This window comes from Aestuariibaculum marinum (genome assembly GCF_014596975.1).
Classification (GTDB): domain Bacteria; phylum Bacteroidota; class Bacteroidia; order Flavobacteriales; family Flavobacteriaceae; genus Aestuariibaculum; species Aestuariibaculum marinum.
The window spans coordinates 1-26,486 of sequence record NZ_JACVXD010000010.1; the positions used below are offsets into that span (position 1 = coordinate 1).

Genomic DNA, 26,486 nt, shown 5'->3' on the forward strand with positions numbered 1-26,486 from the left:
AAACTATATGACAACTCAAATGACTAACTGTATGAGATCCTCTTCGCTGATATTCTGACATATCATAAAGATATAATTTTTATATCACTAAAGTGCTGCAATGAAATTGCAGGGTTTTAGACCCTAATTTGAAACCAATAAATCACAAATAACGATAAAAATAAAAAGGCGTTCCATTCAGAACGCCTTTTTCATTTCAAAATATAAGTACCTCTATAAATTGATATTCAATCCTAAATTCACATTTCTTCCTTTAGTAGTATACCCCATAACCTCAATATAATCTTCATTGAATAAGTTGGTTACTCCAACAAAAAGCTTTAATCTGTTCTCTAACAATTTATGGCTGAAGTACAAATCAACCAAAGAAAAAGAATCTAAATCAACATTTTGATAGGTTGAAAAATCGGTATCCATTCTACTGTCCACAAACTGATAGTTCAAAGACGCGTAGGTATTCGCACTGAAATTATATGCTAAACCAGCATTTGCTTTGTGTTTAGGTAAACGTAAACGTGTTCCATCAATCAATTCTGTAAAGGTGTAATTTGCTGTAAACACAACAGCATTGCAAGGCTTCACCTCTGCTTCTACTTCAAAACCTTGCACTTTAGCATCTGTAGTTGCATTTTCGTAACCTGTTGTATAGATTATGGTATTTTCTTCATCTCTATGGAAATATAAAGCACTTAAACGTACGCCCTTTTCTGTATTAATCTCTAAACCACCTTCCATTGTTAAATTTTCCTCTGGTTCCAAATCTAGGTTGGCTCCATAATATCCGAATAACTGAGATAAGTTAGGGGCAATAAATGAGGTTGCATACGATCCGAAAGCTTTTACATATCCTTCACTTAAAGACATAGTAAAAGACGGATTCAAGTTATAAACGAGATGTGAACCATACTCACTATGATTGTTTAAACGTGCTCCTGCGTTAATATTTAATCCTAATGGCGACACATAAACGGCATTTAAATAGGGATCGGTATTGGTATAGCTTTCTTCGTCTGCAAATAAGCTTTTATATTCAGTATAATTTAAACCTGCAATCGTATAAAACATTTCGTTAAACACATATTTATTGAAAGCATCAACTACAAAACTCTCTGCTTCATTGGTTGTGGTGTAATCAGAAATACTTTCTCTATCGATTTTAGAGTAAGCTGCATTCACTTGAATACTTCCGTTAGCATAAGTCAATTTTGGAGAAACTCCTACTCGTGTTTGTTCGCTGTGATATTCATCATCGGTATCTGCTAAAGTATAAGATGGTGCAGGAAATCCGTCGATATCAGTTTTCAATTTATCATAACTTGCAAATGCCGAAATATCGAAAGCATCACTAAACGTGTACCCTAATTTTACATTTGTATTAAATCTGTTAAACGCGTCTTTCTCGGGATTATCAGATTTTGCTGCCGATAAACCATCAACAAAACGATTGCCAAAACTGGCTAAATAATTAAATTTATTAGCTGTTCCATTAACCGAAACATGATTAGTAAAACTAGAAGGGTTGTAATCTGAATCATCCTGAGATTGATTCGTTCCTATTACCGACATAAAATTCCCCGAAACCGTATTGCTTGAAGCCTTTTTTGTGGTAATGCTAATTACCGCCGTGGCAGCTGCATTTCCGTATAAAGTACTGGCTGCTCCTTTTATTATTTCAATAGATTCGACGGTGTTTAAATCAAAAAGACGTAAATCGAACTCATTAGATACCAACGACGGATCATTAACTGCAATACCATCAATCAAAATTAAAACCTGTCTAGTACTACCTCCACGTACATAGTACCCTAAATTTTGACCTTCAACACTTCTACTTCCGTTAATTTCAATACCACTTTTTGTATTGATTAATTCTGCTATGTTTTTTCCTTGATTGTTTTCAATTTCTTGCCTTGAAATCTTTATTACTGTTTTGCCTGAATGTTCACGCTTTAATTCGAAACGCGAATCGGAAATAACAATCTCATCTAATTGCTCAATTGTTGCTACATCCTTATTTTGTTGGGCAAAACCAACCATAGATATACCTAAACACAGTATACCAAAAACATTTGTTTTTTTGTTCATTTTAATAAATAATTAATCGAGAACCGCATGGATTTACATACGTAAACTTTTATCCCGAAAGTTTAACTTAATTGTTTTGAAAACTGGCAGGTCTCCTGACTTATTTAATGTTATTGTACCTTCCCAGCGAATCGCCAGTGGTTTTTTGAAGAAAATAACACCCTCTAAAAAAGAGGTCCTGAAATACATTCAGCATAAACTTACAGTTGCGGGAACAGTTCCAGAATGAAGACTTTAGCTTTTATTTTTTCAGACTTTAAATGAATTATTAAAATTCGTTAATCTGAAATCGTAAATCCATAAATCTTTTCACTGGATTCCCTTTTAATTCGTTGGCGTGAAGCCAACAAAACCAAATTTCGATGCAAAAGTAAACCTTTTAGTCTAATGTTTAATCCAAAAGATTAATTAATCTTACTTTTGACACAAATTATGCTGATAGTGAAAAAAACGACTTTCTTATTACTAATCCTCTTCACCTTTTTAGCTTGTAAAAAAAAGGAAGAATCTATTAAAATTTCTGAGCAAACCCATACCGAAATTTCACTAAGCTACGCTAAAGGATTTTCGATTAGCGCTGCTAATGCCTATAAAATATTAACCATATCGAATCCTTGGCCTAATTCAGATAAAGTTTACAAATATGCTTTAGTTGAAGACAGCATACTTCCAAAAATCACTTTAAATAGAGATGAATTCGACGGTATCATAAGCCTTCCAATACATAAAATAGTGGTTACTAGTACAACGCATCTACCCGGATTAGAACTTTTACAAGTTGAAAACACTTTGGTTGGATTCCCTGGAACCGATTTCATTTCATCAAAAAAAATAAGAACACTTGTAGATTCTGGGAACATTAGAGAACTTGGAAAAAATGAAGGCATAAATACCGAAGTTTTGTTAGCCACTCAACCCGACGTGGTTATTGGTTTTGGTATTAATGGCAAAAACAAATCCTTGGAAACTATTAAAAAATCAGGAATTCCTGTTATTTTTAATGGCGACTGGGTGGAAAGTTCTCCTTTAGCTAAAGCCGAATGGATAAAGTTTTTCGGAGTTTTATTCAACAAAGAACAACAAACGGATTCTATTTTTAAACGTATTGAAACCGATTATTTAGAAGCCAAAAAACTAGCTAAAAACACACAAAACAAACCGACTATTTTAAGTGGCGCCATGCATAAAGATATTTGGTATTTACCAAACGGATCAAGCACCGAAGCCCAGCTTCTCGAAGATGCTCATGCCAATTACTTGTGGAGTAATTCTAAAGGTTCGGGAAGTTTATCCCTTAATTTTGAATCCGTATTTACAAGAGCCAAAGATGCCGATATCTGGTTGAGCCCTTCTAATTACACGAGTCTGGAAAGTCTTAAAAACGGAAATCCGCATCATGCGACATTTAAGGCTTTCCAAACTAAAAACATTTACTCCTTCACAAATACTACTGGAGCAACTGGAGGTGTTTTGTATTTTGAATTAGGCATGACCAGACCAGACCTGGTTTTAAAAGACCTGATTAAAATTTGTCACCCGGAACTCCTGAAAAATTATGATCTTTACTTTTTTAAACGCTTAGAATAATTGACGCCCATAAAAACATATAACGTTCCTTTTTTAGTGCTTGCAATTTTGTTGGTATTATGCTTTTTCATCAATATAAGTTTGGGCTCTATTTACATTCCAATAAAAGATGTTTTTAATAGTTTAATAGGTACTGAAACATCACAGGAATCCTGGCATTATATTATTACTAATTACCGTCTACCAAAAGCAGTTACCGCTATTTTAGTTGGGTCAGGTTTAGGTATTTCAGGTCTTTTAATGCAAACCCTATTCAGGAATCCATTGGCCGGCCCCTTTGTTTTAGGTATCAGTTCTGGGGCAAGTTTAGGCGTTGCAACCATTATTCTAGGATCTGGGTTGTTCGGAACCGCGTTTGCTGCCTTTTTAATGTCTAAATGGAGCATTGTTATTGCGGCCAGTTTAGGAAGTTTTTTATTACTTTTTGCCGTTTTAATTACCTCTCTAAAAGTTAGAGATACCATGGCGATTTTAATTATCGGGCTCATGTTTGCCAGCATTACGTCTTCCGTAGTGAGTGTTCTTTCTTATTTTGGTTCAGCAGAACAATTACAACAATATATCTTCTGGGGATTTGGAAGTTTAGGTAATTTATCGTGGCATGAACTTTTAATATTTTCTATCATTTACAGCTTCGGACTGTTAATTAGTATCGGATCCATAAAATCATTAAACACCCTACTATTAGGTGAAAATTACGCCAAGAGCTTAGGATTAAATATTAAACGAAGTCGCTTTGCCATCATTATTTCTACCAGTTTATTAGCAGGAACCATCACTGCATTTGCCGGCCCCATCGCCTTTATTGGTTTAGCTATTCCGCATTTAACAAGACAGATTTTCAACACTTCAAATCACAAGATATTATTACCAGCTGTATTTCTATTCGGATCAATTATCATGCTCGTTTGCGATAGTATTTCACAGGTACCAAATAGTGATTTAACTTTACCTATCAATGCGATAACGGCGTTAATAGGCGCTCCGGTGATTATCTGGTTATTGGTTAGAAAACGTAAAATGATATTTTAAATAGAATAATTTCAGTGGAACACAACGAACATCATATCATTTTAAAAACCGAAAATTTAAGCATTGGTTACACCTCTAAAAAGGAACAAACCATTATTGCCTCTAACATCAATATTGAATTGCGCAACGGAGAATTAATTGGGTTAGTTGGTGCTAATGGTATTGGTAAATCAACCTTACTTCGCACACTTACCAAAGTGCAAAACCCGATTGCAGGCCAGGTGCTCATCAACAACAAGTTCTTAGAAAAACAAAGCGCCATTGATTTAGCTAAAATTTTAAGCTTGGTATTAACAGAAAAACTCATTTCTAAAAACTTATCGGTTTTCGAACTAGTGGCCTTAGGTCGACAACCGTACACCAATTGGGTGGGAAATTTAACATCCGAAGATGTAGCCATTGTTAATCAAGCTTTAGAGCAAACACATATTGAAGATATCAAACACAAAAAATGTTTCGAGTTAAGCGATGGTCAGTTGCAAAAAGTGATGATTGCACGTGCCTTATCTCAAGATACCGATTTGATTATTCTGGACGAACCAACAACGCATTTGGATATGTATCACAAAGCATATATTTTAAAATTGCTTAAAAAACTAGCCAAGGAAACGGGGAAAACCATTTTGTTCTCATCACACGAAATTGACCTGGCCATTCAATTGTGTGATAGCATGATTGTCATGACTAAAGACCATATTGAAATGGATCAACCCTGTAACCTGATAAGAAGCGGTGCATTCGAGAAATTATTCCCAAAAGACCTTATTACTTTTGATGAAAACACAGGAAGTTTCAGAATTAAAAAATAGCATAACTTTCTTTTCACCAGTATTTTAACTAAATTTATAACAAGACTTCCTCATAATCAATCAGTATCTGCACCTACCATTTAGGTAAACTACAACAACCCTAACCGATTGATATTATGAAAACTAAACTAGCTATTCTGTTTACAGCCGTTATACTGTATGCAACTATTTCACATAAAATAAACCACGAAGAGGCATTTGACTATAGTCGTAAAATTGGTACTAATTCTATTAGTTGTACATCAACCGCTTTTCTATTAGACAATATAGATTCAACCAAACAAATTGCGCCGCTTTTTGAAAACTTGGGGAATCATAGCTATAAGGTGAGTACAACAAATGAATTGGCACAACGATTTTTCAATCAGGGTATTCGCTTAACCTATGCCTTTAACCATGCAGAAGCACATCGTTCCTTTATGGAAGCGTCAAGATTAGACCCTAATTGTGCCATGGCATATTGGGGACAAGCCTATACTTTAGGTCCAAATATTAATGATCCGCAACCCGATGATGAACGCAAAAACAAATACAACGAAGCAATTGCCCAAGCTCTAAACCAATCTAAAAATTCTACACCTAAAGAACAAGCACTCATAAAAGCCTTAACACATCGTTATTCCACAGATTTAACGAAAGAAGTTAGTGAACTGAATATGGCGTACATGAAAGCCATGGAAAAAGTGGTTGCTCAATTTCCTGACGACAGTGATATACAAACCCTCTATGCTGCTTCTATTATGAATACAGTGCCTTGGAACTATTGGGACAAAAAAGGAAACCCTTCCCCAAATATCACTGAAGCAAAAGCAGCATTGGAAAAAGCTATAAAATTAGATCCGGATAATCCAGGCGCTCATCACTATTATATTCATATGGTGGAACTACCAAAACCGGACATGGCAGTACACAGTGCAGAAAAACTCGCTTCGTTAATGCCCGCTGCCGGACATATAGTACATATGCCTTCCCATATTTACATAAGAGTTGGCCGTTATAAAGATGCCGTTGAAGCCAACCAAAAAGCCATTCTTGCTGACGAAGATTATATTTCACAATGCTTTTCGCAAGGCATGTATCCGTTAGGCTATTATCCCCATAACATTCATTTTTTATGGTCTGCTTCCAGTTTATTGGGTAACAGTCAACTCGCTATTGAAGCTGCAAAAAAAACGGCCGAAAAAGTACCGGTTGGCGAAATGAAAGACCTTCACTTTTTGCAAAATTTCGCTGCTACACCACTATTGGCTTACACCCGATTTGGGAAATGGAACGACATTTTAACCTATCCCAAACCCAATGATGATATTAAACATCTAAAACTTATTTGGCACTACACCAGAGGCATTGCATTTACCCGAAAAAATAATTTAAAGGAGGCCAAAGAAGAATTAGAAGCTATTGATGTTTTAGCAAACGACCCGGACATGGAAAACAATATTGCAACCGGTTTCGATAGCGGCACCACCTTAGCAAAACTGGCTTATGAAATTGTTTCGGGTGAAATCGCAGCAAACACCAAAGATTACAACACCGCTATTACCCATTTTGAGAAAGCTGTCGCAATTGAAGACAATCTCATTTACAACGAACCTTCCGCGTGGCATATTCCGCCAAGACAAAATTTAGGAGATATATTAATGAAAGCCAAACGTTATTCTGAAGCCGAAAAAATCTACAAAGAAGACTTGGTAAACTTAAGACAAAACGGTTGGTCGTTAATGGGGTTATACAATAGCCTGCTTGCCCAAGGTAAAACCAAAGACGCTAAAAAAATAAAAAACGAATTTAATAAAGCCTGGCAAGACAGTGATATAGCCATAACAACATCGGTGCTGTAAATAACTTTTAAAAATTCAACAGGATATACGTTTGTAAAAAATTTATCTTTGAATAAATTCTTTTTTTCATGAACGACAACCTTATTCTTATTTTTGCCATAATCCTTTCGGCGGGTATCGGTGCCTATATAGGTATGCTTATCAATAAATTAAAAGGAAAAAGTGAGTTGAGCACTTTAGCCGAACGCAACAATACTTTACAACAGCAATTAGGTGATATTAAGCAGGCCGCGCAACAGGATCTCGATAAACAAACCGAAATGTTCAACAAACAGATTATTGACTTCAAAGAAACGATTTCTAAAATTGAACATGAACGCGAAGATATTCGTCGCGAAAAAGAATTTTTGAATTCTGAATTAGCCATCAAAAACACCGAATTCGAAAATTTAAAACTTAAAAATGAAGAACAAAAAAGTGAAGTAGAAAAGCTTCAGGAAAAATTCAGTAAAGAGTTTGAAAACTTAGCGAATAAGATTTTAGACGAAAAATCCGAGAAATTCACCCTTCAGAATAAAGAAAACCTAAAACATATTTTAAACCCCTTACAGGAAAAAATACAAGGCTTCGAGAAAAAAGTTGAAGACTCTCAAAAAGAAAGCATCAGTATGCATTCAGCTTTAAAAGAGCAATTATTAGGCTTGAAAGACCTGAATCAGCAAATGACTAAAGAAGCCACTAACCTAACCCGTGCTTTAAAAGGTGACAGTAAAATGCAGGGGAACTGGGGCGAATTAGTACTGGAACGTGTACTTGAAAAATCGGGTTTAGAAAAAGATCGCGAATATTTTGTTCAGCAAAACTTTACTTTAGATTCTGGTGCTCGTGTGTTACCGGATGTGGTTTTACACCTGCCGGATAATAAAAAAATGATTATTGACAGTAAGGTGTCTTTAGTCGATTACGAACGCTTTGTAAATGCAGAAGATGAAGACAAAGCACAGTTTTTAAAAGCACATGTCAACTCCATTAAGAAACATGTCGATCAACTATCAGACAAAAACTATCAGGATTTATACGATATCGAATCGCCAGACTTTGTATTAATGTTTATCCCTATTGAACCTGCTTTTGCAGTGGTGGTTAATGAAGATAATAGCATCTACAATAAAGCGTTTGAAAAGAATATTGTTATAGTAACGCCATCTACCCTTTTGGCGACGCTTAGAACCATAGACACCATGTGGAACAACGAAAAGCAACAACAAAATGCGATTGAAATTGCCACGCAAGCTGGGCGCCTTTATGATTCATTCGTCAACCTTACCGACGAACTTATTAAAGTTGGAAACCAAATTGGAACCGTTCAAAAATCGTATGAAGGTGCTATGAAAAAACTAACAGGAAAAGGCAATTTGGTTTCTCGCGTCGAAAAACTTAAAATTTTAGGTGCTAAGGCTAGCAAACACCAAAATGAAAAACTCCTAAAACGAGCCGAAGAAGAATAAGCTTATTCATCAAAAATGAATTAAAACCATTCAAACACCTGTATTCCACAGGTGTTTTTTGTTTACATTATTTTCAAGCAGCCCTTGATATAATTGAGAAAATTATTCAAAATAAGTAGAATATTTCAGAACTCACGAAAAATATTTTTAGGTTAAGAATAACTCAAATAGATATGTTTATATTAGTTTTAAATAAGAAATTAAAGGCCTTAAAACCAACTCCTATAAATTAATTAATAAGTCATTACACATGTTTAGAACTATTGAAGAATCACAGATTACAATTACTCAGTTAATGTTACCATCGAACTCTAATTTTAGTGGAAAAATTCATGGTGGTTACATTTTAAGTTTGATGGATCAAATTGCATTTGCCTGTGCCTCTAAACATTCCAGAAATTATTGTGTAACGGCTTCAGTTAACAAAGTAGATTTTTTAAATCCTATTGAGGTTGGTGAATTGGTTACCCTTAAAGCTTCTGTAAATTTTACTGGAAGAACCTCTATGGTAATCGGGGTTCGAGTAGAATCGGAAAACATTCAAACCGGAGAAAAGAAACACTGTAACTCCTCGTACTTTACAATGGTTGCTAAAGATGAAAGTGGTAAAAATGTACCGGTTCCTGGTATTATTTTAAAAACAAAGGATAGCGTACGCCGTTTTGCCAGAAGTATTGAACGTCAGGAACAATCGAAACACCGAAGTTCTAAATATAAACCTTCAGGTTTTGTTATTGAAGATTACATCGAAATTGTGAAACAACAAAATGCTCAGGTTGAATTATAATTCACTATAAATCAATAATAAGCAATTCTTAACAAATTTTATTTCATTTTTTTCAAATTAGAGGGTAGGAAATTCCTAATGTAACTTGTTATATTAGTGAATCATTTAAAATAAACCCAAAATCTAAAAACAATGAATTTTAAAAATTTAAAGACCTACTTAATCATTGGTATTTCAATCATGTCACTAACATTTTTCAATAGCTGTAGTGACAACGATGGAGAAAACACCTCTCGCGTTCAGCTAAAATTAGTTGATGCCCCGGGTGATTATGAAGAGGTGAATGTTGTTATCACAGACATTCAGTACAATTCTACTGAAAATGAAGACGGTTGGCAAAGTTTTGCTCCGGCCGAAGCTTACCCGATTGAAGTTGACCTAACAGAACTTATCTCTGGGAATTCTCTTTTGTTAACCGATCAAATTATTCCTTCTGGAATGCTGAAACAAATCAGACTTGTATTAGGAGATGGCAACACCCTTAAATTAGAAGGCGACGACACTTTAATTCCTTTAAGCACTCCAAGTGCTATGCAGTCTGGATTAAAACTAAACTTAAACACCGAGCTTGAAGGAGGATTTACTTATACTTTCATCCTTGACTGGGTGGTAAGCGAGTCTATCGTTGAATCTGGAAGCACAGGGTCATACAATCTTAAACCTGTAATTAAAGTAAATGCAGAAGTTAATTCTGGATCTGTTAGTGGAACTGTAGTTGAAAACATTGAAGAGGTTGAAACACCTATGGCAGATGTTACAGTAGAAATTTACGACGCTGAAGACCTTAAAGTAACCGACACCATGACCGATGAGAATGGAAACTTCTTATTTCAAGGACTTGAAGGCGGAACTTACACGTTAAAAATATCTAGAGAAGGATACAATGCCTATTCTGCAGAAACAATGGTTATCGTAGGAGAAGTAACCGAAGCAGGAACTATTCTTTTAACAACTGTTACTCCATAATAATTTTATATAAACAAAATTTATAAAGGCTTTTAAGATAAATTACACATAATTATTCTTAAAAGCCTTTAGTTTTTTTATGGACTGCCTTTTCTTGTTAACGTAAAAAAAGCTACTTTTTATAATAAAACAGGGCTTTTTTAAATGTCATTTATTTTCATTAACTTTAGTAGAATGAAGAAAAGGTATTACATATATATCCTTGCCTTATTTATTTTAGCGCTCTATTTTGGTTATAGTTATATATACCAAGATCACAGAAATATTGAAACAGAATCTGCCGATTTTGTCCTTGAAGCTTCTGCTTTCAGTGAAGCCTTTGTAAACTCCCCCAATGAAGCCGAACTTAAATTTATCAATAAAACCATTGAGGTTACTGGTGTTATAACGGATTTAAACCAAACAGACATTACCCTAGACCAAAGTATTTTTTGTCAGTTTAGTACGGCTATAAACCCGCCCCAAAAAGTAAATACAACAATTAAAATTAAAGGTCGCTGTATTGGTTACGACGATTTATTAGAACAGGTAAAACTGGATCAGTGTAGTATAGTTAAAGATTAATTTAAACAACTAACACATGAAAACATTTCTACTCCTTTTCGTATTAACCTCTTGGGGAATACAAGCACAAACTATTCACGACCTTATCTGGGATACATCAGTTGGAACTAGCTTAAATTTAACCATAAAAGTTGGAGAAACCGTAAGATGGACTTGGACAGATAACTTACGTCATTCCGTTGTAAGTCAACCAGGAAGCTCAGAATCTTTTGATAGCGAAGAATTTACAGAAATAAATCACGTTTTCGAGTATACCTTTACCGTCGTAGGTACTAATCCTTATATATGTGGAGTTCATACTCAAACTATGGGCGGTACTATAACCGTTGAAGAAGCTTTAAGTGACAAAGAGTTTTCCTTAAAAAACATCTCCTTATCTCCAAACCCCGCCAAAGATTTCCTGACTTTAAACATCCCAAACGGTTTAGATTTAAAAACAGTTACTATTTACAATATACTTGGAAAAGAAATCAATAGCACACCTTATTTGGGTAGTAAAATTAATATTTCTAATTTACCCTCAGGGATGTATCTATTAAAGCTAAATACATCCAATTCAAGTATAACCAAGCGCTTTTTTAAGCATTAAACTTTTAAACATAATTAACTAAACTACTCTACGTATGAAACACCTACTTATTTTTCTTTTTTGTATTCCTATACTAGTTCATGCTCAGGATGATTTATTAGATGAGATAGATACTGATGTCTCATCGCAATACGCCTCGGCGGCATTCAAAGGACTAAAAATTGTAAACTTTGAATCAACTAAACTCGTTGCTAAAGGCGAATTTACTTTTGTGGTAGCACACCGATTTGGGAGCTTAGAAAATGGTATCGACACCTTTTTCGGTCTGGATGACGCCGTAACCCGCTTAAATTTTATTTTCGGTATTACCGACGATATAAATGTGAGTATCTCCAGAAGTTCGTTTCAAAAAATTTATGAAGCAGCAGCAAAATATACGCTTTTAAAACAGCAAAATAATGGTTTTCCACTTACGGTAGTAGGATACAATTCTATATTAATAAATACAGGACTGGAAAAAAATAACCTTCCGCTTTTAGAATTTAAACACCGACTAGGCTACACCGCTCAAGTATTGGTATCCAGAAAAGTTAATTCTAATTTATCCCTTGAACTGGCGCCTACGTTTTTTCATGATAATTACGTAGCCATTGATGAACAGGATAATTCTCAATTTGCTTTAGGTTTTGGTGGACGGTATAAACTAGGAAAACGCTGGTCTTTAAACGCCGATTATGGATGGCATTTAAACCGTGCCGACAATTCTCCGTTTAAAAACCCGTTATCTATAGGTATCGATTTAGAAACCGGGGGTCATGTATTTCAAATGCATTTTACCAATGCTCAGGGTATGAATACCAATACCTTTCTAGGTCAAAGCACCGGAGACTGGAGTGATGGTAATATTTATTTCGGATTTAACTTAAGCCGTGTATTTTAACCCTTTCTACTATGAAACCTTTATCTATAATATTAATACTTTTTTCTGTTTGCTTATTTAACTGTGCTAACGACAGTACAGATGATTTGTTAGACTCTACGCCATTACCAAATATTGTTACTTATAATAACAATGTAAAGACCATAATTGACAATAACTGCATTAGTTGCCATGCTAATACTCCGAACAGCGGCGCCAGCGTATCATTAACAACTTATAACAATGTAAAGTCTGCTGTGCAAAACAATAATTTAATCGGTAAAATTAATGGAACAGCTTCAGGAGGGCTTATGCCTTTGGGTGGCCCAAAATTACCACAAAACCTTATCGATCTCATTGAAAAATGGGAAACAGATGGACTACTAGAAAACTAAATAACTTTAAACTCTATGCTATGAATTTTAAATCTCTTTTTTACGGTTTAGCAATAATGCTTTTTGTTTTTAACTGCTCAAGCAGTAGTGATGACGATATGACGGCTCAACCAGATCCTGACCCCGATCCAACACCAACAGAAAAAGTAACCTATGATGCCGATATTAAAAGCATAATATCAAGTAATTGTACATCCTGTCATGGTAGCACTCCATCAAATAGCGCACCAATGTCCTTAACTACCTATGCACAGGTATCTAGTTATATTGATGCAATTCTAGATCGCATTAATAGAACCGGAGCCGGTAAAATGCCGGTTAATGGCACCTTATCTGCAACAGATAAAAACCTCATTCAGCAATGGAAAGATGGAGGATTATTAGAAAATTAATATTGTATTTGGTACTTTTTGAATTAAAACAATAAAACATTACAATGAAATACCTACTCTATTGCATGGCATTTATTAGCTTAAATGTTTTTGCTCAAGATAAATATTTAACAAAAACAGGTACTGTTGGTTTTGAAGCCTCAGTACCTTCATTTGAAGAAGTTAAAGCAACAAACAATTCGGTAACCGCCATTTTAAATGCTGATAATGGTGAGTTTGCAGCGCTAGTCCTTGTAAAAGGTTTCCGTTTTAAAAATGCTTTAATGGAAGAACATTTTAATGAAAACTATGCTGAATCGGACACTTACCCTAAGGCAACTTTTAAGGGAACAATCGATGATTTTAACGTTTCAAAAATCAATAAAAAAACTTCTTTTACCATCAGTGGAGCCCTCAGCTTTCATGGTAAAACAAAAACCCTAAACAAGGTCCCAATTATTATTTCAAAAGTGAATGACATTCTTGAAATTTCAGGCAAATTTGAAGCAAATGCTTCAGAATTCGATATCAAAATCCCTAAAATAGTAAGCAATAAAATTGCAGAGACCATTGCCGTTTCTTTCGACTTTAAACTTACAAAAAAGTAATTCCGATTTTATTATCTTTAGCCAATATCAAACCATTACCATGAAAAAATTTCTTTACAAGTTGATTGCTGCCATTGTTATTGTTACAATTGGATATTTTTGTTTTGTCTATTATGTTCCCTACAGTGAGGGTGTTCGATCTGGAGACTTGATTAAATTCAGTAAAAAAGGTGTTTTTACAAAAACCTGGGAAGGTGAATTAAGTCAAGGGGTTTCAGAAGAACAACGCTTTGCCTTCTCGGTAGAAAAAGGCAACAAAAAAATAATTAATGATCTTCAAAAATACCAAGGTCGCTTTGTCAGACTCAGTTATTTTGAGCGTTACCGCACCTTTTTTTGGCTAGGTGATACCAAATATTTTATCACAAAAGTTGAAGAAGATAAAGAACGACAAACATTATATAAGAAATAAAAAAAGGCCGCTTTAAAAGCGGCCTTTTTTTATAGTCATATTTTAAGATTATTTACTCAAGTACATCGTACGTCTTGAATATAAATCGTAAAATTCATCATCCTTTAAGCTATCAATGAATAAGATACTTTCTCCAGTACTCTTCATCTCTGGTCCTAATTGCTTGTTTACGTTAGGGAATTTATTGAAAGAGAATACTGGTTGCTTAATCGCATACCCTTCTAACTTTGGATTAAAGTTAAAGTCTTTCACCTTCTTATCACCTAACATTACTTTAGTTGCATAGTTTACGTAAGGCTCTCCATAAGCTTTTGCGATAAACGGTACTGTTCTGGATGCTCTTGGATTAGCCTCGATAATGTAAACTTTATCATCTTTAATGGCAAACTGAATGTTTATTAAACCTACAGTGTTTAGAGCTTTAGCAATCTTTTTCGTGTGATCTTTAATTTGCTCCATTACTAAATCTCCTAAGTTGAACGGAGGTAACGTTGCATTACTATCTCCCGAGTGAATACCACAAGGTTCGATATGCTCCATAATACCTATGATGTACACATCTTCTCCATCACAAATCGCATCGGCTTCAGCTTCAATTGCACCATCTAAATAGTGGTCTAATAACAATTTGTTGTTAGGAATAGTTCTTAGTAAATCTACAACGTGTTTTTCAAGCTCTTGTTTGTTTATTACAATCTTCATACCCTGTCCTCCTAATACGTAAGATGGTCTTACAAGGATTGGGAAATCCAATTTATCAGCTACTTTTAAAGCTTCTTCAGCAGATTCAGCCGTATCGAATTCTGGGTAAGGGATATTATTCTCTTTTAATAAGGTAGAGAAACTTCCTCTGTCTTCAGCTAAATCTAAAGCCTGGTAGCTAGTACCTATAATTTTAATACCGTAACGGTCTAATTTTTCAGCAAGTTTTAAAGCAGTTTGACCACCTAACTGAACGATAACACCTTCAGGTTTTTCATGTTTAATGATATCGTAAATGTGTTCCCAGAATACCGGCTCGAAATATAACTTATCGGCCGTATCGAAATCGGTTGATACCGTTTCTGGATTACAGTTAATCATGATGGTTTCGTAACCAGCTTCAGAAGCGGCTAATACACCGTGCACACAACAGTAATCGAACTCGATACCTTGTCCAATACGGTTTGGACCAGAACCTAATACGATAATTTTCTTCTTGTCTGACACCACACTTTCGTTATCTGCATAACGTTTTCCGTCTGCAGTTTCCATATCACTCTCAAACGTTGAGTAATAGTAAGGTGTTTTCGCTTTAAACTCGGCAGCACACGTATCTACTAATTTGTACACACGGTTAATGCCTAATTCTTCACGTTTATTATACACTTCACTTTCTAAACAACCTAACATGTGAGCAATCTGTCTGTCACCGTATCCTTTTTGTTTCGCTTCAAGTAAAAGTTCTTTATCTAGGTTTTCAATAGTATACGTAGAGATTTCTTTCTGTAATAAGAATAACTCTTCATACTGCTTTAAGAACCACATATCAATCTTAGTGATTTCGTGGATTCTACTTAACGGAATACCCATAGCAATAGCATCGTAAATGGTAAATACACGATCCCAAGAGGCATAGGTTAATTTTTCTATAATCTGATCGTAGTTCTTGTTTTCTTTACCATCGGCACCTAAACCGTTACGCTTAATCTCTAACGATTGTGTTGCTTTATGAAGTGCTTCCTGAAACGAACGACCAATACCCATAACTTCTCCTACAGACTTCATTTGAAGACCTAAAGTTCTATCTGATCCTTCAAACTTATCGAAGTTCCAACGTGGTATTTTAACAATTACGTAGTCTAAAGTTGGCTCGAATAATGCCGAAGTAGACTTCGTAATTTGATTTTGTAATTCATCTAAGTGATAACCAATTGCTAATTTTGCAGCAATTTTTGCAATAGGATATCCTGTTGCTTTACTTGCTAATGCCGAAGAACGCGATACACGTGGATTAATCTCGATAGCAATGATATCTTCCTGATCGTCTGGAGATACAGCGAACTGTACGTTACATCCACCAGCGAAATCCCCGATACTACGCATCATTAAGATGGCCATATCACGCATTTTCTGGAAGGTACTATCGCTTAATGTCATTGCCGGAGCAACCGTGATAGAATCTCCTGTATGGATACCCATTGGGTCCATATTTTCAATAGAACAGATAATCACTACGTTATCGTTAGCATCTCTTAAAAGCTCTAACTCGTACTCTTTCCATCCCATCATGGCTTTATCAATCATTACCTCGTGAATTGGCGATACTTCTAAACCACGAGTTAATAATTCATCGTAATCTTCTTCATTATATACAATCGCAGCTCCTGCCCCACCTAAAGTGAACGACGAACGGATACATAATGGGAAACCAAATTCCTGAGCAATTTTTTTACCTTCTAAGAATGAAGTAGCTGTTGCTTGAGGAGCCATTTTCACTCCAATTTTCTCCATTAATTCACGGAACTGCTCTCTATCTTCGGTAATATTAATGGCATCAATATCAACACCAATAATTTCTACTCCAAAATCATTCCAAATTCCCTTTTCATCTGCTTCAATACATAAGTTTAATGCCGTTTGTCCTCCCATTGTTGGTAAAACAGCATCAATTTGCGGATGTTCTTTTAAGATCTTAACAATAGACTTGGTGTTTAGGGGTAGCAAGTATACATGATCTGCCATTGAAGGATCTGTCATGATTGTTGCCGGGTTAGAATTGATTAAGATTGTTTCAATTCCATCCTCTCTAAGCGATCTTAGAGCTTGGGTTCCAGAATAATCAAATTCACATGCCTGTCCTATAACAATAGGACCCGAGCCAATTATTAATATCGATTTAAGTTTTGAATTTTTAGGCATTTTTCCTTTTTATGTATTGTATTTAAGTAATTTACTCTAATAAGTGATAAGTATGCATAAAAAAAGGCGTTACACTAAAGCAACACCTTTATATTATAACAATATTAAATCATTATTTTTTATGTCTAGTTTCAGTCGATACAGACAATTTTTTTCTTCCCTTAGCTCTTCTACGAGCAAGTACTTTTCTTCCATTAGCAGAAGCCATTCTTTCTCTAAAGCCATGTTTGTTTCTTCTTTTTCTTTTCGATGGCTGAAATGTTCTTTTACTCATTATCTTGTATCTTTAAAAATCTGAATTGTACTTAATTATTATCTCTTTGGGTTCCTCCAAAACTGAGCGCAAATATACAAAGAGTTTTTACATTGACAAACGTTATTTAAAAAAATATTTTCAAATAAATATTTTACGCTTCTTCATCAGAAACACAAGCCTATTTATTTGGGATAACCGGCTTCTTTTTGTTAATTATCTTTTATCTAATTTTGATAAAATTTTAGTTTATTTGCAAATCAAATAAAGGTAACAAGGTTTTAAAAAGCCTATTAAACACTACAAACCTAATAAAAATGTACAATAAAATTATAAAACTTATTATAGCTATCGGCATTTTCGCATATGCTATTTATCAATTTGTTGAGAACAATATAGGTAATGGTATTATGCTTATACTATTATCTTTAATATTTGTATTCCTATATTTTAAAAACGAATTTATTTTACTGGCATTTTTAAGATTACGCAAGCAGGATTTTGAAGGTGCTAAAAAATGGTTAGATAAAATTAAAAATCCAGAAAGTGCCTTAGTAAAGAAACAACAGGGATACTACAACTACCTTCACGGATTAATGGTTTCTCAATCTAATATCAATGAGGCTGAAAAATTCTTTAAAAAAGCCGTGAGTTTAGGTTTATCCATGGATCATGATTTAGCCATGGCTAAATTAAACTTGGCTGGTATTGCTTTTTCTAAACGCAGAAAACAGGAAGCTCAGAAATTATTAAGCGAAGCTTCAAAATTAGATAAACAGGGTATGCTTGCCGATCAAATTAAAATGATGAAGGATAATATGAAGCGTGCACAAGGTCCGAGCCAACATTATGGTGCTGGCGGATCGCTTAGAGCTCAAAAAAGAAGAGGTTAACAACAATTTATATTAATAAAAAAAGCACATCTTAACGATGTGCTTTTTTTTATATCTATTCATTATGTACGCCTTAATTATAATATCCTTCTTTAGGAATATCAATCTTGTAAAGTTTTCGAGATCGATTGTTTAAATGGGGCTCTCTTAACCAAGGATTATGCAGTTTTAATATTTTGTAATTGATACCAAAGCTTTCGGCAAATTTTGTGAAATCGGTTACCGCTGTATCTACTTCCACCTTATATGTAGGTACATCCTGATACAAATCTTTTTCTCTAAAATTAAATCCGTACTTCGCTGGATTTGATAAAATTTCTTTTAAAGCTACAATTCTGAATAAATAACGACCCGTTTCTTCTCCTAACAGTAAATCGTAATAATCTGTAACATTCTGCTCTTTTAAACGTCTTGCCACACCGGCATTACCCGCGTTATATGCTGCTGCTGCCAAAGTCCAGCTTCCCAAATTCTCTTTAGCATCTAATAAATACTTACATGCTACTTCTGTTGCCATTTCTAAATTATAACGTTCATCAACATTATCATTTACCTCTAAGCCATTTTCTCTTGCTGTTGCAGGCATAATTTGCCAAACGCCTCTTGCTCCAGCTGGAGATACTACATTCATTAAACCACTTTCTATAACAGCTAAATATTTAAAATCATCCGGAACACCATGCTTCTTTAAAATAGGTTCTATTACCGGAAAATATTTGTTTGCGCGTTTAAACATTAATAATCCGTTAGATTGCCAATAAGTATTTACCAACAATTCGCGATCCATACGTTCTAAAATGTCCGGATTTTTTAATGGCACTGGTTCTCCCGCAAATTCCAAATTACCAGGAACTTGAAGGGCATAAACATTATAATCGTTTATTAATTTTTTCTCAAAATTTTCATCGGTTGGAGCGTCTTGTAGAGCATAAATAAATAACGCACATAAACTTAATAAACCCACAAACGCCAAGGCTTTCTCTATAATCTTCATCGCTAAAAAGTTTTTCTCTAAAGGTAACAAAATTGCTTATTCTTCTAAAATAATCTTAGGTAAATTTTCATTGAACCATTTGTATTTATTGATAATCATAATATGAGTTCCTCCCTTTATAATTATACAGTTATTAATGTTTTTAATTGGAAATACCGAGTCGTTATCACCGTGAATATGTACCAAACCTTCCGGAGCTACTTGCTGATTCCAGCACACCATACGCTCAATAGCCCAACTTAAATAGTTACTATCATTAACGGACAAGTATTTTTTATACAACTCTAATCGCTTTGTCACGTTATTACCAAAGGCATATTTAGCAACCACATCAATTTTACTTGCCAATTGCGTTGGAACCAACTTATAAGCCATAGTTGCTTTGGCGATTAGCATTTGTTTAGGTAATTCACTTTGCTGTTTTACACTAGATACAATTATTAATTTTCTAACTGAAATATGCTTACTCATTTCCTGTACTAATACCCCTCCAAAAGACACCCCAACTAATACCACATTTTTAAACTCGATGTGCTTGCACATACGTAAGGCATAATCACTAATCGATTCCTGTTTCTCTGGTATCATCCACTCTAAAAAATGAAGTTTAAACTCTGGTTCAGGTAACTTAATATATTCAAAAATTTTAGGACTCGCCGCCATGCCCGGCATCAAGTATATATGTATCGTTTCTACAGCCATATTCTGGTTATTGTTTATCATTTAAAATACATTCAATAATCACAACAAGTAAAGCTTTATAACATAAGGTATTATGATAACATTTACTTTACATTAAGGATAATTTTTCGTAACTTGCAAAGCAAAGTTATATAAATAGCTCCCACTATTTAAAAGATTCCTAAGAAATAAAAACAAATCATGATTGATGCTGCAGAATTAATAGACAATGATTTTTTACGTCAGTTCGAACTGAAAATTGATAGCCACTTAGCTAAGATTGAATACTCACTTCAAGAACGAAAGATTTTTTTAACCAAGCTTGTAATACCTGAAGAAATAAAAGATGATGAATTCAGGAAAGAATTTTTAGAAGCCGTGTTTAAATCAATTTCAGAACGCAATTTAAGCGTTGTTCCTACAAGTCCTGAAATCGCTAAGTTTGTGAGAAGCAACCGCAAATACAAACGTATGTTACCGGTTGGTGTTAGAATTTAATTTAGAAAATTTAAAACATAAAAAAATCCAAAACATTACGTTTTGGATTTTTCTTTATATACTTTTCTTTGGTTTATTGCTTGGTATAAACTAAGGTAATGTCCTTTGTTTCTAAAACATCGGTTTTAGCCATATTATGTACTTTCTGAGCATTTTTATAAACCATAGTCAATGTATTTCCATTAATTATAGCTTCCCTATCATTGATAAAGACGCTAGATCCTTTATGCGCATAAGACGCAGCGAAACCAATAGAACCTTCCGTTTCACACTCTACCTGATAAACATACACCCCCAAAGCTTCATTTTTACTAATCATAACATTCGGATTAAAGGTTAAATTAGAAGCTACAGTTCCATCAACAGAAAACGTTAACATTTCCATTGCTTCACAAGGTATCTCTTCAATAAGATTTGTACTAAAAACAGCATCATTATTTAAATCTACCGGAATACCAACCGTCCAGGTTGTTAATTTCCATCCCCCTTCAAGAGGATTTTCTTCAACATCCACAGTCTCTGTACTACAACCTGCAAATAATGTTAGGAATATAAATAGTATTGGAATCAATAATTTCATATAATTTGGGACATTACCCTGCTAAAATATGTGGTAACCGTCCAAACTAGAGAAAAAAACTGTTAAGATGCCTCTTTTTATCGATTAACTATAGGTTAAACCGCCAATTCATTAATAAAATCGAACCTTACCATACCATCGGTATCAATTTTAGTCAATTTTACTTCATGAAGCGTGTTTACCAATTCCGGATTCCATGGCGCTTTAACTTTTACATAGTTTTCAGTAAACCCATGAATATAACCTTCCTTGTTTTCTCCCTCAAACAAAACGGTTCTCGTTGTTCCTATCTGGCTTTCGTAAAAGGCACGGCGCTTTTTAACCGATAACCCTCTTAACATCTTACTGCGTTTAGAGCGAACATTTTTAGGCACAACACCATCCATTTCAGCTGCTTCAGTATTATCACGTTCTGAATACGTAAAGACATGCAGGTAAGAAATATCCAGCTCATTTAAAAAGTTATACGTCTCTAAGAAATGCTCATCGGTCTCCCCAGGGAAACCAACAATAACATCCACACCAATACAAGCATGCGGCATAACTTCTTTAATTTTTGAAACGCGATCTACGTACAACTCACGCATATAACGACGTTTCATCTTTTTCAATATAGCATTACTTCCACTTTGTAATGGCACATGAAAATGCGGCACAAATGCTCTGGATTTTGAAACCAAATCTATGGTTTCATTTTTTAACAGATTAGGTTCTATGGAAGAAATACGTAAACGCTCAATACCCTCTACTTTATCCAATTCAGTGACTAAATCTAAAAAGGTATGCTCGTGTTTTTTATTTCCGAACTCTCCTTTACCATAATCACCAATATTTACACCGGTTAAAACAATTTCTTTTATATTTTGTGCAGAAATTTCTCTGGCATTTTTAAGCACATTATCCATAGTATCACTTCTGGAAATACCACGTGCTAAAGGAATAGTACAATAGGTACACTTGTAATCGCAACCATCCTGAACTTTTAAAAAGGCACGCGTTCTGTCTCCAATAGAATAACTTCCAACGTAAAAATCGGCATCTTCAATCTCACAAGAATGCACTTCACCTAAATCGTTTTTAGTTAAGTCGTTAAGATAGTCGGTGATTTTAAATTTTTCAGTGGCTCCTAAAACTAAATCTACCCCATCTACATCAGCAAGTTCCTGTGGTTTTAATTGGGCATAACATCCAACGGCAGCAACAAAAGCATCCGGATTAACTTTTTGAGCCTGCTTTACAATACTCTTAAAACGCTTATCGGCATTTTCAGTTACCGAACACGTATTTATCACATATATATCTGCATTTTCAGAAAAATCCACACGATCGAATCCTTCTTCAGAAAAACTTCTTGCAATTGTTGAAGTTTCCGAAAAATTAAGTTTACAGCCTAATGTATAAAATGCTACCTTCTTTCTTGAATCCATAACCTTTTTAAAAACGTGCAAAGATAAGAAAAAAAGAGCGTTTCTAATCGAAACGCTCCGAATTTCAGGACATAACATAATTTATAAGCCCACAGTGAGAGACTTGAAAATAGGATTTGCCAATAATAGCAAATTTGCTTAACCACTAATTAAGACACACCTTTTATTAAAAAGTCACTAAAAACAAAGATTAAACCTTAAAAATAATTTAGATATAGCACTCAAAACTGCTATTTTTGAACCACCTAATACTACCAATGTGATAAAAAAGCAAGCTCTTCTTTTACTTTTATTAAATTGTTTTACAGCAATTGTTTTATGTATTTCCTGTAATTCTAATCAGAAGAACAATAGAGATTATTTGGTTTTTAAATACAACGAACATAAAAATATAGGCTCCTTAGACCCTGCTTTTTCAAAAGACATTGCTGATATCTGGGCAACGAACCAGCTTTTTAACGGCCTGGTGCAAATGGATGATGATATGCAGGTCCTTCCTTGCATTGCGAAACATTGGACTATTTCTGAAGATGCGTTGACTTATAATTTTATTCTCCGTAACGACGTGAAATTTCATAAGCATAACCACTTCGGAAAGGATTCCACACGAACCGTTGTTGCCAAAGATTTTGAATACAGTCTAAACCGATTATTAAACAAACAAGTGGCCTCGCCTGGTAGCTGGGTTTTAAATAAAGTCGACCACTTCAAAGCTATTAACGACACCCTTTTCCAGATCACATTAAAACAGCCTTTTCCTGCATTTCTTGGATTACTTACCATGAAATACTGCAGTGTGGTACCTAAGGAAATCGTAGAACTTTATGGTAGCGACTTCAGATCAAACCCTATTGGTACAGGACCTTTTAAATTCAAACGCTGGGAAGAAAATATAAAATTGGTCTTCAGAAAAAATGAAAACTACTTTGAGAAAGACTTAAACGGGAACCAACTCCCCTATCTCGAAGCTGTTGCGATTACCTTTTTACCTGATAAACAAAGTGAATTTTTGCAGTTTGCACAAGGTAATATCGATTTTGTGTCCGGACTCGATGCCTCGTATAAAGATGAAATTCTAACAGCCGATGGTAAGCTACGAGATATATACAAATCCGATGTTAATATGATTCGGGGACCTTATTTAAACACTGAATATTTAGCCTTTTATATGGATGCCGAAGTTTCTGAAATACAGTCAGAATACATTAGAAAATCTGTAAATTTTGGTTTCGACCGAAATAAAATGATGATTTACCTTCGCAATGGTATTGGTATTCCTGCTAATGGCGGATTCATTCCAAAAGGATTACCCGGTTATGATGAAAGCATTGGATTTAGGTATCAACCTGAAAAAGCTAAAGCGCTAGTTTCAAAATTTAAAACTGAAACTGGCATTGAAAGCCCTGAAATCAACATTACTACAACCAGTAATTATTTAAGCTTTTGTGAATACATTCAACGTGAAATTCAAAAAACAGGGCTACAGGTTAATGTGGATGTGATTCCTGCCGCTACGTTAAAAGACGCCAAGGCCAATGGCAAATTAAATATGTTTAGAGCGAGCTGGGTAGCAGATTACCCCGATGCCGAAAACTACCTTTCTTTATATTACAGCAAAAACTTTGCGCCTAACGGTCCAAATTACACACACTTTAAAAGCGACACTTTTGATGCTTTGTACGAACAAGCCTTTACGGAAACAAACACTGAAAACCGAAAGTTGCTTTACACCAAAATGGATAGCTTAGTAATGCAAAAAGCCCCTGTTGTAGTTATGTTTTACGATGAAGTTGTTAGATTTACCAGAAAAGAAGTCGAAAATTTAGGCATCAACCCAACCAATTTATTAGACTTAAAACAAGTAAAAAAGACAAAAAAAGATTAATCTTCTATAGGTTTTCCGATATCCTGGATTTCATCTTTTATGATAACTATATTTTTCTTCCAACGCGATTCTAAAAATTTATAAAACCCATAAAGTGAAAGCAAACCAACAGGTATTCCTAAATAACTTATGAACGAATTATTATCCCAATCAATATACCAGTTGAATACAAATTCATCTAATACAGCTAAAACAATTCCAAAAATAAATGTAGAAACAAAATATACTACAATACTCAGAACAGCATACAACCATTTGTTTTGATTGTATTGAATTGCCAGTTCATAGAACTTTTTACCCATAAAGTAAATTAGCAGAATCGATAACATAAACCATTGTTTTTAATTAACCTCCTAAACAAAAAAGAGAAACACCTTTATGAATAAGGTATTTCTCTTAAATATAGAAAATCATTTTTTAATTCTACATAAAACTTATTGACGCCTGTACTTAGCTGTTTCTTCAAAAATATGCTCAAAAATGGCCTTATCCTGTTCGGTTAACGGTAAATTACGTCTAGACATGACAACCTCCATGACTTCAAACGCTTTTTTGGTTGCGTAGGTTGTAAACCCGGCACTGCCACCCCAACTATAACTCGGCACAAAGTTTCTTGGGAAACCACTACCAAAAATATTTGCACTTACACCTACAACCGTTCCGGTATTAAACATGGTATTAATACCGCACTTACTGTGATCGCCCATCATCAAACCGCAAAACTGTAATCCTGTTTTAGCAAAACCTTCGGTTTCGTAATTCCAAAGTCTTACTTCGGCATAATTATTTTTTAAGTTAGAGTTATTAGTATCGGCTCCCAGATTACACCATTCACCTAATACAGAATTCCCTAAATACCCTTCATGTCCTTTATTAGAATAGCCAAAAATAACTGAGTTTTTAATCTCTCCTCCAACGGTACTACTCGGTCCAACTGTTGTAGGTCCGTAAATTTTAGCTCCCATCTTTACTGTAGAAGATTCTCCTAACGAGAACGGTCCGCGAACCAATGAACCTTCCATGATTTCAGCACCTTTACTAATATAGATAGGTCCGTTACTGGCATTTAAAGTTACAAACTCCAACTTTGCGCCCTCTTCTATAAAAATATTCTCAGCAGCAATCACGTTGCAACTAGACGGAATAGGCTGTGAATGCCTTCCTTTAGTTACCAGATTAAAATCCTCCTGTAGCGCTTCACCATTTTTTGAAAATATATCCCAGGTGTTTTCAACTTTAATTAAGTCGCCTTCAAACTCTAAGGCTTCGTAATTATCAAAGTTTATATCATCCTGCGTATCCTTTGTGTGAAACGCGATAACATCTTCATCTTTAAAAACAGCCTGATTTTCCTGTAAATCTTTTACCATTTCAACCAGTTCAAAATTTGGTAAAAACGAGGCATTAATCATGATATTTTCATCCATCTCTACCATCGGGTACTTATCAGACAAATAGTCTTCTGTTACCGTAGTAGTGGTAGAATCTAAAAATGTTTCCCATTTTTCACGTATGGTTAAAATTCCAATTCTTATATCGGCAACCGGACGTGTAAAAGTAAATGGGAGTAAATTATTTCTGGACGGACCATCAAAAAGGATGTAGTTCATTATGTTACTAAGTATTAATTAAACCAAAACCACCTGTGTTTTGGCAACCCAAAAATAGCTTAATTGCCGAAAACAAAAAAGCCTTCACTATAAAATAATGAAGGCTTCTTATATATATTTTTCTAAGCTTATTTTTTGAACTTAGCGTATTTGTTTTTGAATTTATCGATACGACCAGCAGTATCTACTAATTTAGATTTACCAGTGTAGTATGGGTGCGATGTTCTTGAAATCTCCATTTTTACAAGTGGATACTCAACACCATCAACCTCAATAGTTTCGTTAGTGTTTGCTGTAGACTTTGTTAAAAATACATCATCGTTAGACATATCTTTAAATGCTACTATTCTATAATTTTCTGGATGTATACCTTTTTTCATCGCTAAAGCTTTTATTCTGTTCAATTTTGGA

Annotated in this window: 27 protein-coding genes and 1 riboswitch; of the genes, 17 read left to right on the forward strand and 10 right to left on the reverse strand. The window is 34.6% G+C overall.

Annotated features, from left to right (window positions below; genetic code table 11):
- Positions 1-213: 213 nt before the first annotated feature.
- On the reverse strand, positions 214-2,085 hold the full coding sequence (locus ICJ85_RS13675; RefSeq protein ID WP_188224364.1) for a TonB-dependent receptor plug domain-containing protein: 1,872 nt from the start codon (positions 2,083-2,085) through the stop codon (positions 214-216).
- A gap of 68 nt (positions 2,086-2,153) precedes the next feature.
- A riboswitch (cobalamin riboswitch) is annotated at positions 2,154-2,457 on the reverse strand.
- 60 nt (positions 2,458-2,517) lie between these two features.
- Between ICJ85_RS13675 and ICJ85_RS13680 the strand changes: the two genes are divergently transcribed.
- The 14 genes from ICJ85_RS13680 to ICJ85_RS13745 all read left to right on the forward strand — a co-directional run bounded on the left by ICJ85_RS13680 (position 2,518) and on the right by ICJ85_RS13745 (position 14,353).
- Positions 2,518-3,672 (forward strand): ABC transporter substrate-binding protein, encoded by a 1,155-nt coding sequence (locus tag ICJ85_RS13680; protein WP_188224365.1) that lies wholly within the window; start codon positions 2,518-2,520, stop codon positions 3,670-3,672.
- Positions 3,673-4,704 carry a FecCD family ABC transporter permease gene (locus ICJ85_RS13685; RefSeq protein WP_188224366.1) on the forward strand — a complete coding sequence of 344 codons (1,032 nt, stop codon included), beginning with the start codon at positions 3,673-3,675 and terminating at the stop codon, positions 4,702-4,704.
- A 14-nt stretch (positions 4,705-4,718) separates the two neighbouring features.
- Positions 4,719-5,513 (forward strand): ABC transporter ATP-binding protein, encoded by a 795-nt coding sequence (locus tag ICJ85_RS13690; protein WP_188224367.1) that lies wholly within the window; start codon positions 4,719-4,721, stop codon positions 5,511-5,513.
- Positions 5,514-5,629: 116 nt separating this feature from the next.
- A complete protein-coding gene (locus ICJ85_RS13695) occupies positions 5,630-7,354 on the forward strand; it encodes a tetratricopeptide repeat protein (RefSeq protein ID WP_188224368.1) in 1,725 nt (574 codons plus the stop codon).
- A gap of 68 nt (positions 7,355-7,422) precedes the next feature.
- On the forward strand, positions 7,423-8,802 hold the full coding sequence (rmuC, locus tag ICJ85_RS13700) for a DNA recombination protein RmuC (protein WP_188224369.1): 1,380 nt from the start codon (positions 7,423-7,425) through the stop codon (positions 8,800-8,802).
- A gap of 250 nt (positions 8,803-9,052) precedes the next feature.
- A complete protein-coding gene (locus ICJ85_RS13705) occupies positions 9,053-9,589 on the forward strand; it encodes an acyl-CoA thioesterase (RefSeq protein WP_188224370.1) in 537 nt (178 codons plus the stop codon).
- Positions 9,590-9,721: 132 nt separating this feature from the next.
- Entirely contained in the window at positions 9,722-10,555 is an 834-nt protein-coding gene (locus ICJ85_RS13710; protein WP_188224371.1) for a DUF4382 domain-containing protein, read from the forward strand.
- Positions 10,556-10,729: 174 nt separating this feature from the next.
- The gene (locus tag ICJ85_RS13715; protein WP_188224372.1) at positions 10,730-11,119 is read left to right on the forward strand and encodes an OB-fold protein; all 390 of its coding nucleotides are present in this window, start codon (positions 10,730-10,732) and stop codon (positions 11,117-11,119) included.
- A gap of 16 nt (positions 11,120-11,135) precedes the next feature.
- A complete protein-coding gene (locus ICJ85_RS13720; RefSeq protein WP_188224373.1) occupies positions 11,136-11,708 on the forward strand; it encodes a T9SS type A sorting domain-containing protein in 573 nt (190 codons plus the stop codon).
- 34 nt (positions 11,709-11,742) lie between these two features.
- Positions 11,743-12,588, forward strand: coding sequence for a DUF5777 family beta-barrel protein (locus tag ICJ85_RS13725; RefSeq protein WP_188224374.1), 846 nt, complete (start codon positions 11,743-11,745; stop codon positions 12,586-12,588).
- A gap of 11 nt (positions 12,589-12,599) precedes the next feature.
- The gene (locus ICJ85_RS13730; RefSeq protein ID WP_188224375.1) at positions 12,600-12,962 is read left to right on the forward strand and encodes a hypothetical protein; all 363 of its coding nucleotides are present in this window, start codon (positions 12,600-12,602) and stop codon (positions 12,960-12,962) included.
- A 20-nt stretch (positions 12,963-12,982) separates the two neighbouring features.
- A complete protein-coding gene (locus ICJ85_RS13735) occupies positions 12,983-13,354 on the forward strand; it encodes a hypothetical protein (RefSeq protein WP_188224376.1) in 372 nt (123 codons plus the stop codon).
- 44 nt (positions 13,355-13,398) lie between these two features.
- The gene (locus ICJ85_RS13740) at positions 13,399-13,941 is read left to right on the forward strand and encodes a YceI family protein (RefSeq protein WP_188224377.1); all 543 of its coding nucleotides are present in this window, start codon (positions 13,399-13,401) and stop codon (positions 13,939-13,941) included.
- A gap of 40 nt (positions 13,942-13,981) precedes the next feature.
- The gene (locus ICJ85_RS13745; protein WP_188224378.1) at positions 13,982-14,353 is read left to right on the forward strand and encodes a 6-phosphogluconate dehydrogenase; all 372 of its coding nucleotides are present in this window, start codon (positions 13,982-13,984) and stop codon (positions 14,351-14,353) included.
- Between the two features lie 48 nt (positions 14,354-14,401).
- Here the strand turns inward: ICJ85_RS13745 and carB are convergent, their stop codons facing one another.
- Positions 14,402-17,254 carry a carbamoyl-phosphate synthase large subunit gene (gene carB, locus ICJ85_RS13750; protein ID WP_188224379.1) on the reverse strand — a complete coding sequence of 951 codons (2,853 nt, stop codon included), beginning with the start codon at positions 17,252-17,254 and terminating at the stop codon, positions 14,402-14,404.
- 112 nt (positions 17,255-17,366) lie between these two features.
- The gene (gene rpmH / locus ICJ85_RS13755) at positions 17,367-17,528 is read right to left on the reverse strand and encodes a 50S ribosomal protein L34 (protein ID WP_042495769.1); all 162 of its coding nucleotides are present in this window, start codon (positions 17,526-17,528) and stop codon (positions 17,367-17,369) included.
- Positions 17,529-17,824: 296 nt separating this feature from the next.
- On the opposite strand from rpmH, the gene ICJ85_RS13760 reads away from it, so the two are divergent.
- Complete coding sequence (locus tag ICJ85_RS13760; RefSeq protein ID WP_188224380.1) at positions 17,825-18,400, forward strand: tetratricopeptide repeat protein; 576 nt, start codon at positions 17,825-17,827, stop codon at positions 18,398-18,400.
- A gap of 73 nt (positions 18,401-18,473) precedes the next feature.
- Here ICJ85_RS13760 and ICJ85_RS13765 read toward each other — a convergent pair whose 3' ends face one another.
- Complete coding sequence (locus ICJ85_RS13765) at positions 18,474-19,394, reverse strand: lytic transglycosylase domain-containing protein (RefSeq protein WP_188224381.1); 921 nt, start codon at positions 19,392-19,394, stop codon at positions 18,474-18,476.
- Between the two features lie 36 nt (positions 19,395-19,430).
- Positions 19,431-20,096: an alpha/beta hydrolase family protein gene (locus ICJ85_RS13770; protein WP_188224447.1), complete on the reverse strand. Its 666-nt coding sequence runs from the start codon at positions 20,094-20,096 to the stop codon at positions 19,431-19,433.
- 180 nt (positions 20,097-20,276) lie between these two features.
- On the opposite strand from ICJ85_RS13770, the gene ICJ85_RS13775 reads away from it, so the two are divergent.
- Positions 20,277-20,573 carry an N-acetyltransferase gene (locus ICJ85_RS13775; RefSeq protein ID WP_188224382.1) on the forward strand — a complete coding sequence of 99 codons (297 nt, stop codon included), beginning with the start codon at positions 20,277-20,279 and terminating at the stop codon, positions 20,571-20,573.
- Between the two features lie 73 nt (positions 20,574-20,646).
- On the opposite strand, the gene ICJ85_RS13780 is transcribed toward ICJ85_RS13775, so the two are convergent.
- Together ICJ85_RS13780 and mtaB are read right to left on the reverse strand one after the other, a co-directional pair.
- Positions 20,647-21,153, reverse strand: a complete 507-nt coding sequence (locus tag ICJ85_RS13780; RefSeq protein ID WP_188224383.1) for a hypothetical protein — start codon at positions 21,151-21,153, stop codon at positions 20,647-20,649.
- Positions 21,154-21,248: 95 nt separating this feature from the next.
- Complete coding sequence (gene mtaB / locus ICJ85_RS13785) at positions 21,249-22,580, reverse strand: tRNA (N(6)-L-threonylcarbamoyladenosine(37)-C(2))-methylthiotransferase MtaB (protein WP_188224384.1); 1,332 nt, start codon at positions 22,578-22,580, stop codon at positions 21,249-21,251.
- A 259-nt stretch (positions 22,581-22,839) separates the two neighbouring features.
- On the opposite strand from mtaB, the gene ICJ85_RS13790 reads away from it, so the two are divergent.
- Entirely contained in the window at positions 22,840-24,465 is a 1,626-nt protein-coding gene (locus ICJ85_RS13790; protein ID WP_394354422.1) for an ABC transporter substrate-binding protein, read from the forward strand.
- On the opposite strand, the gene ICJ85_RS13795 is transcribed toward ICJ85_RS13790, so the two are convergent.
- From ICJ85_RS13795 to ICJ85_RS13805, 3 genes are all read right to left on the reverse strand, one after another.
- The gene (locus tag ICJ85_RS13795) at positions 24,462-24,794 is read right to left on the reverse strand and encodes a hypothetical protein (protein WP_188224385.1); all 333 of its coding nucleotides are present in this window, start codon (positions 24,792-24,794) and stop codon (positions 24,462-24,464) included. The two genes, ICJ85_RS13790 and ICJ85_RS13795, sit on opposite strands and share 4 nt — an antisense overlap.
- 105 nt (positions 24,795-24,899) lie before the next feature.
- On the reverse strand, positions 24,900-26,075 hold the full coding sequence (locus ICJ85_RS13800) for a GlmU family protein (RefSeq protein WP_188224386.1): 1,176 nt from the start codon (positions 26,073-26,075) through the stop codon (positions 24,900-24,902).
- A 128-nt stretch (positions 26,076-26,203) separates the two neighbouring features.
- On the reverse strand, positions 26,204-26,455 hold the full coding sequence (locus ICJ85_RS13805) for a type B 50S ribosomal protein L31 (RefSeq protein WP_188224387.1): 252 nt from the start codon (positions 26,453-26,455) through the stop codon (positions 26,204-26,206).
- Between the last annotated feature and the right edge of the window lie 31 nt (positions 26,456-26,486).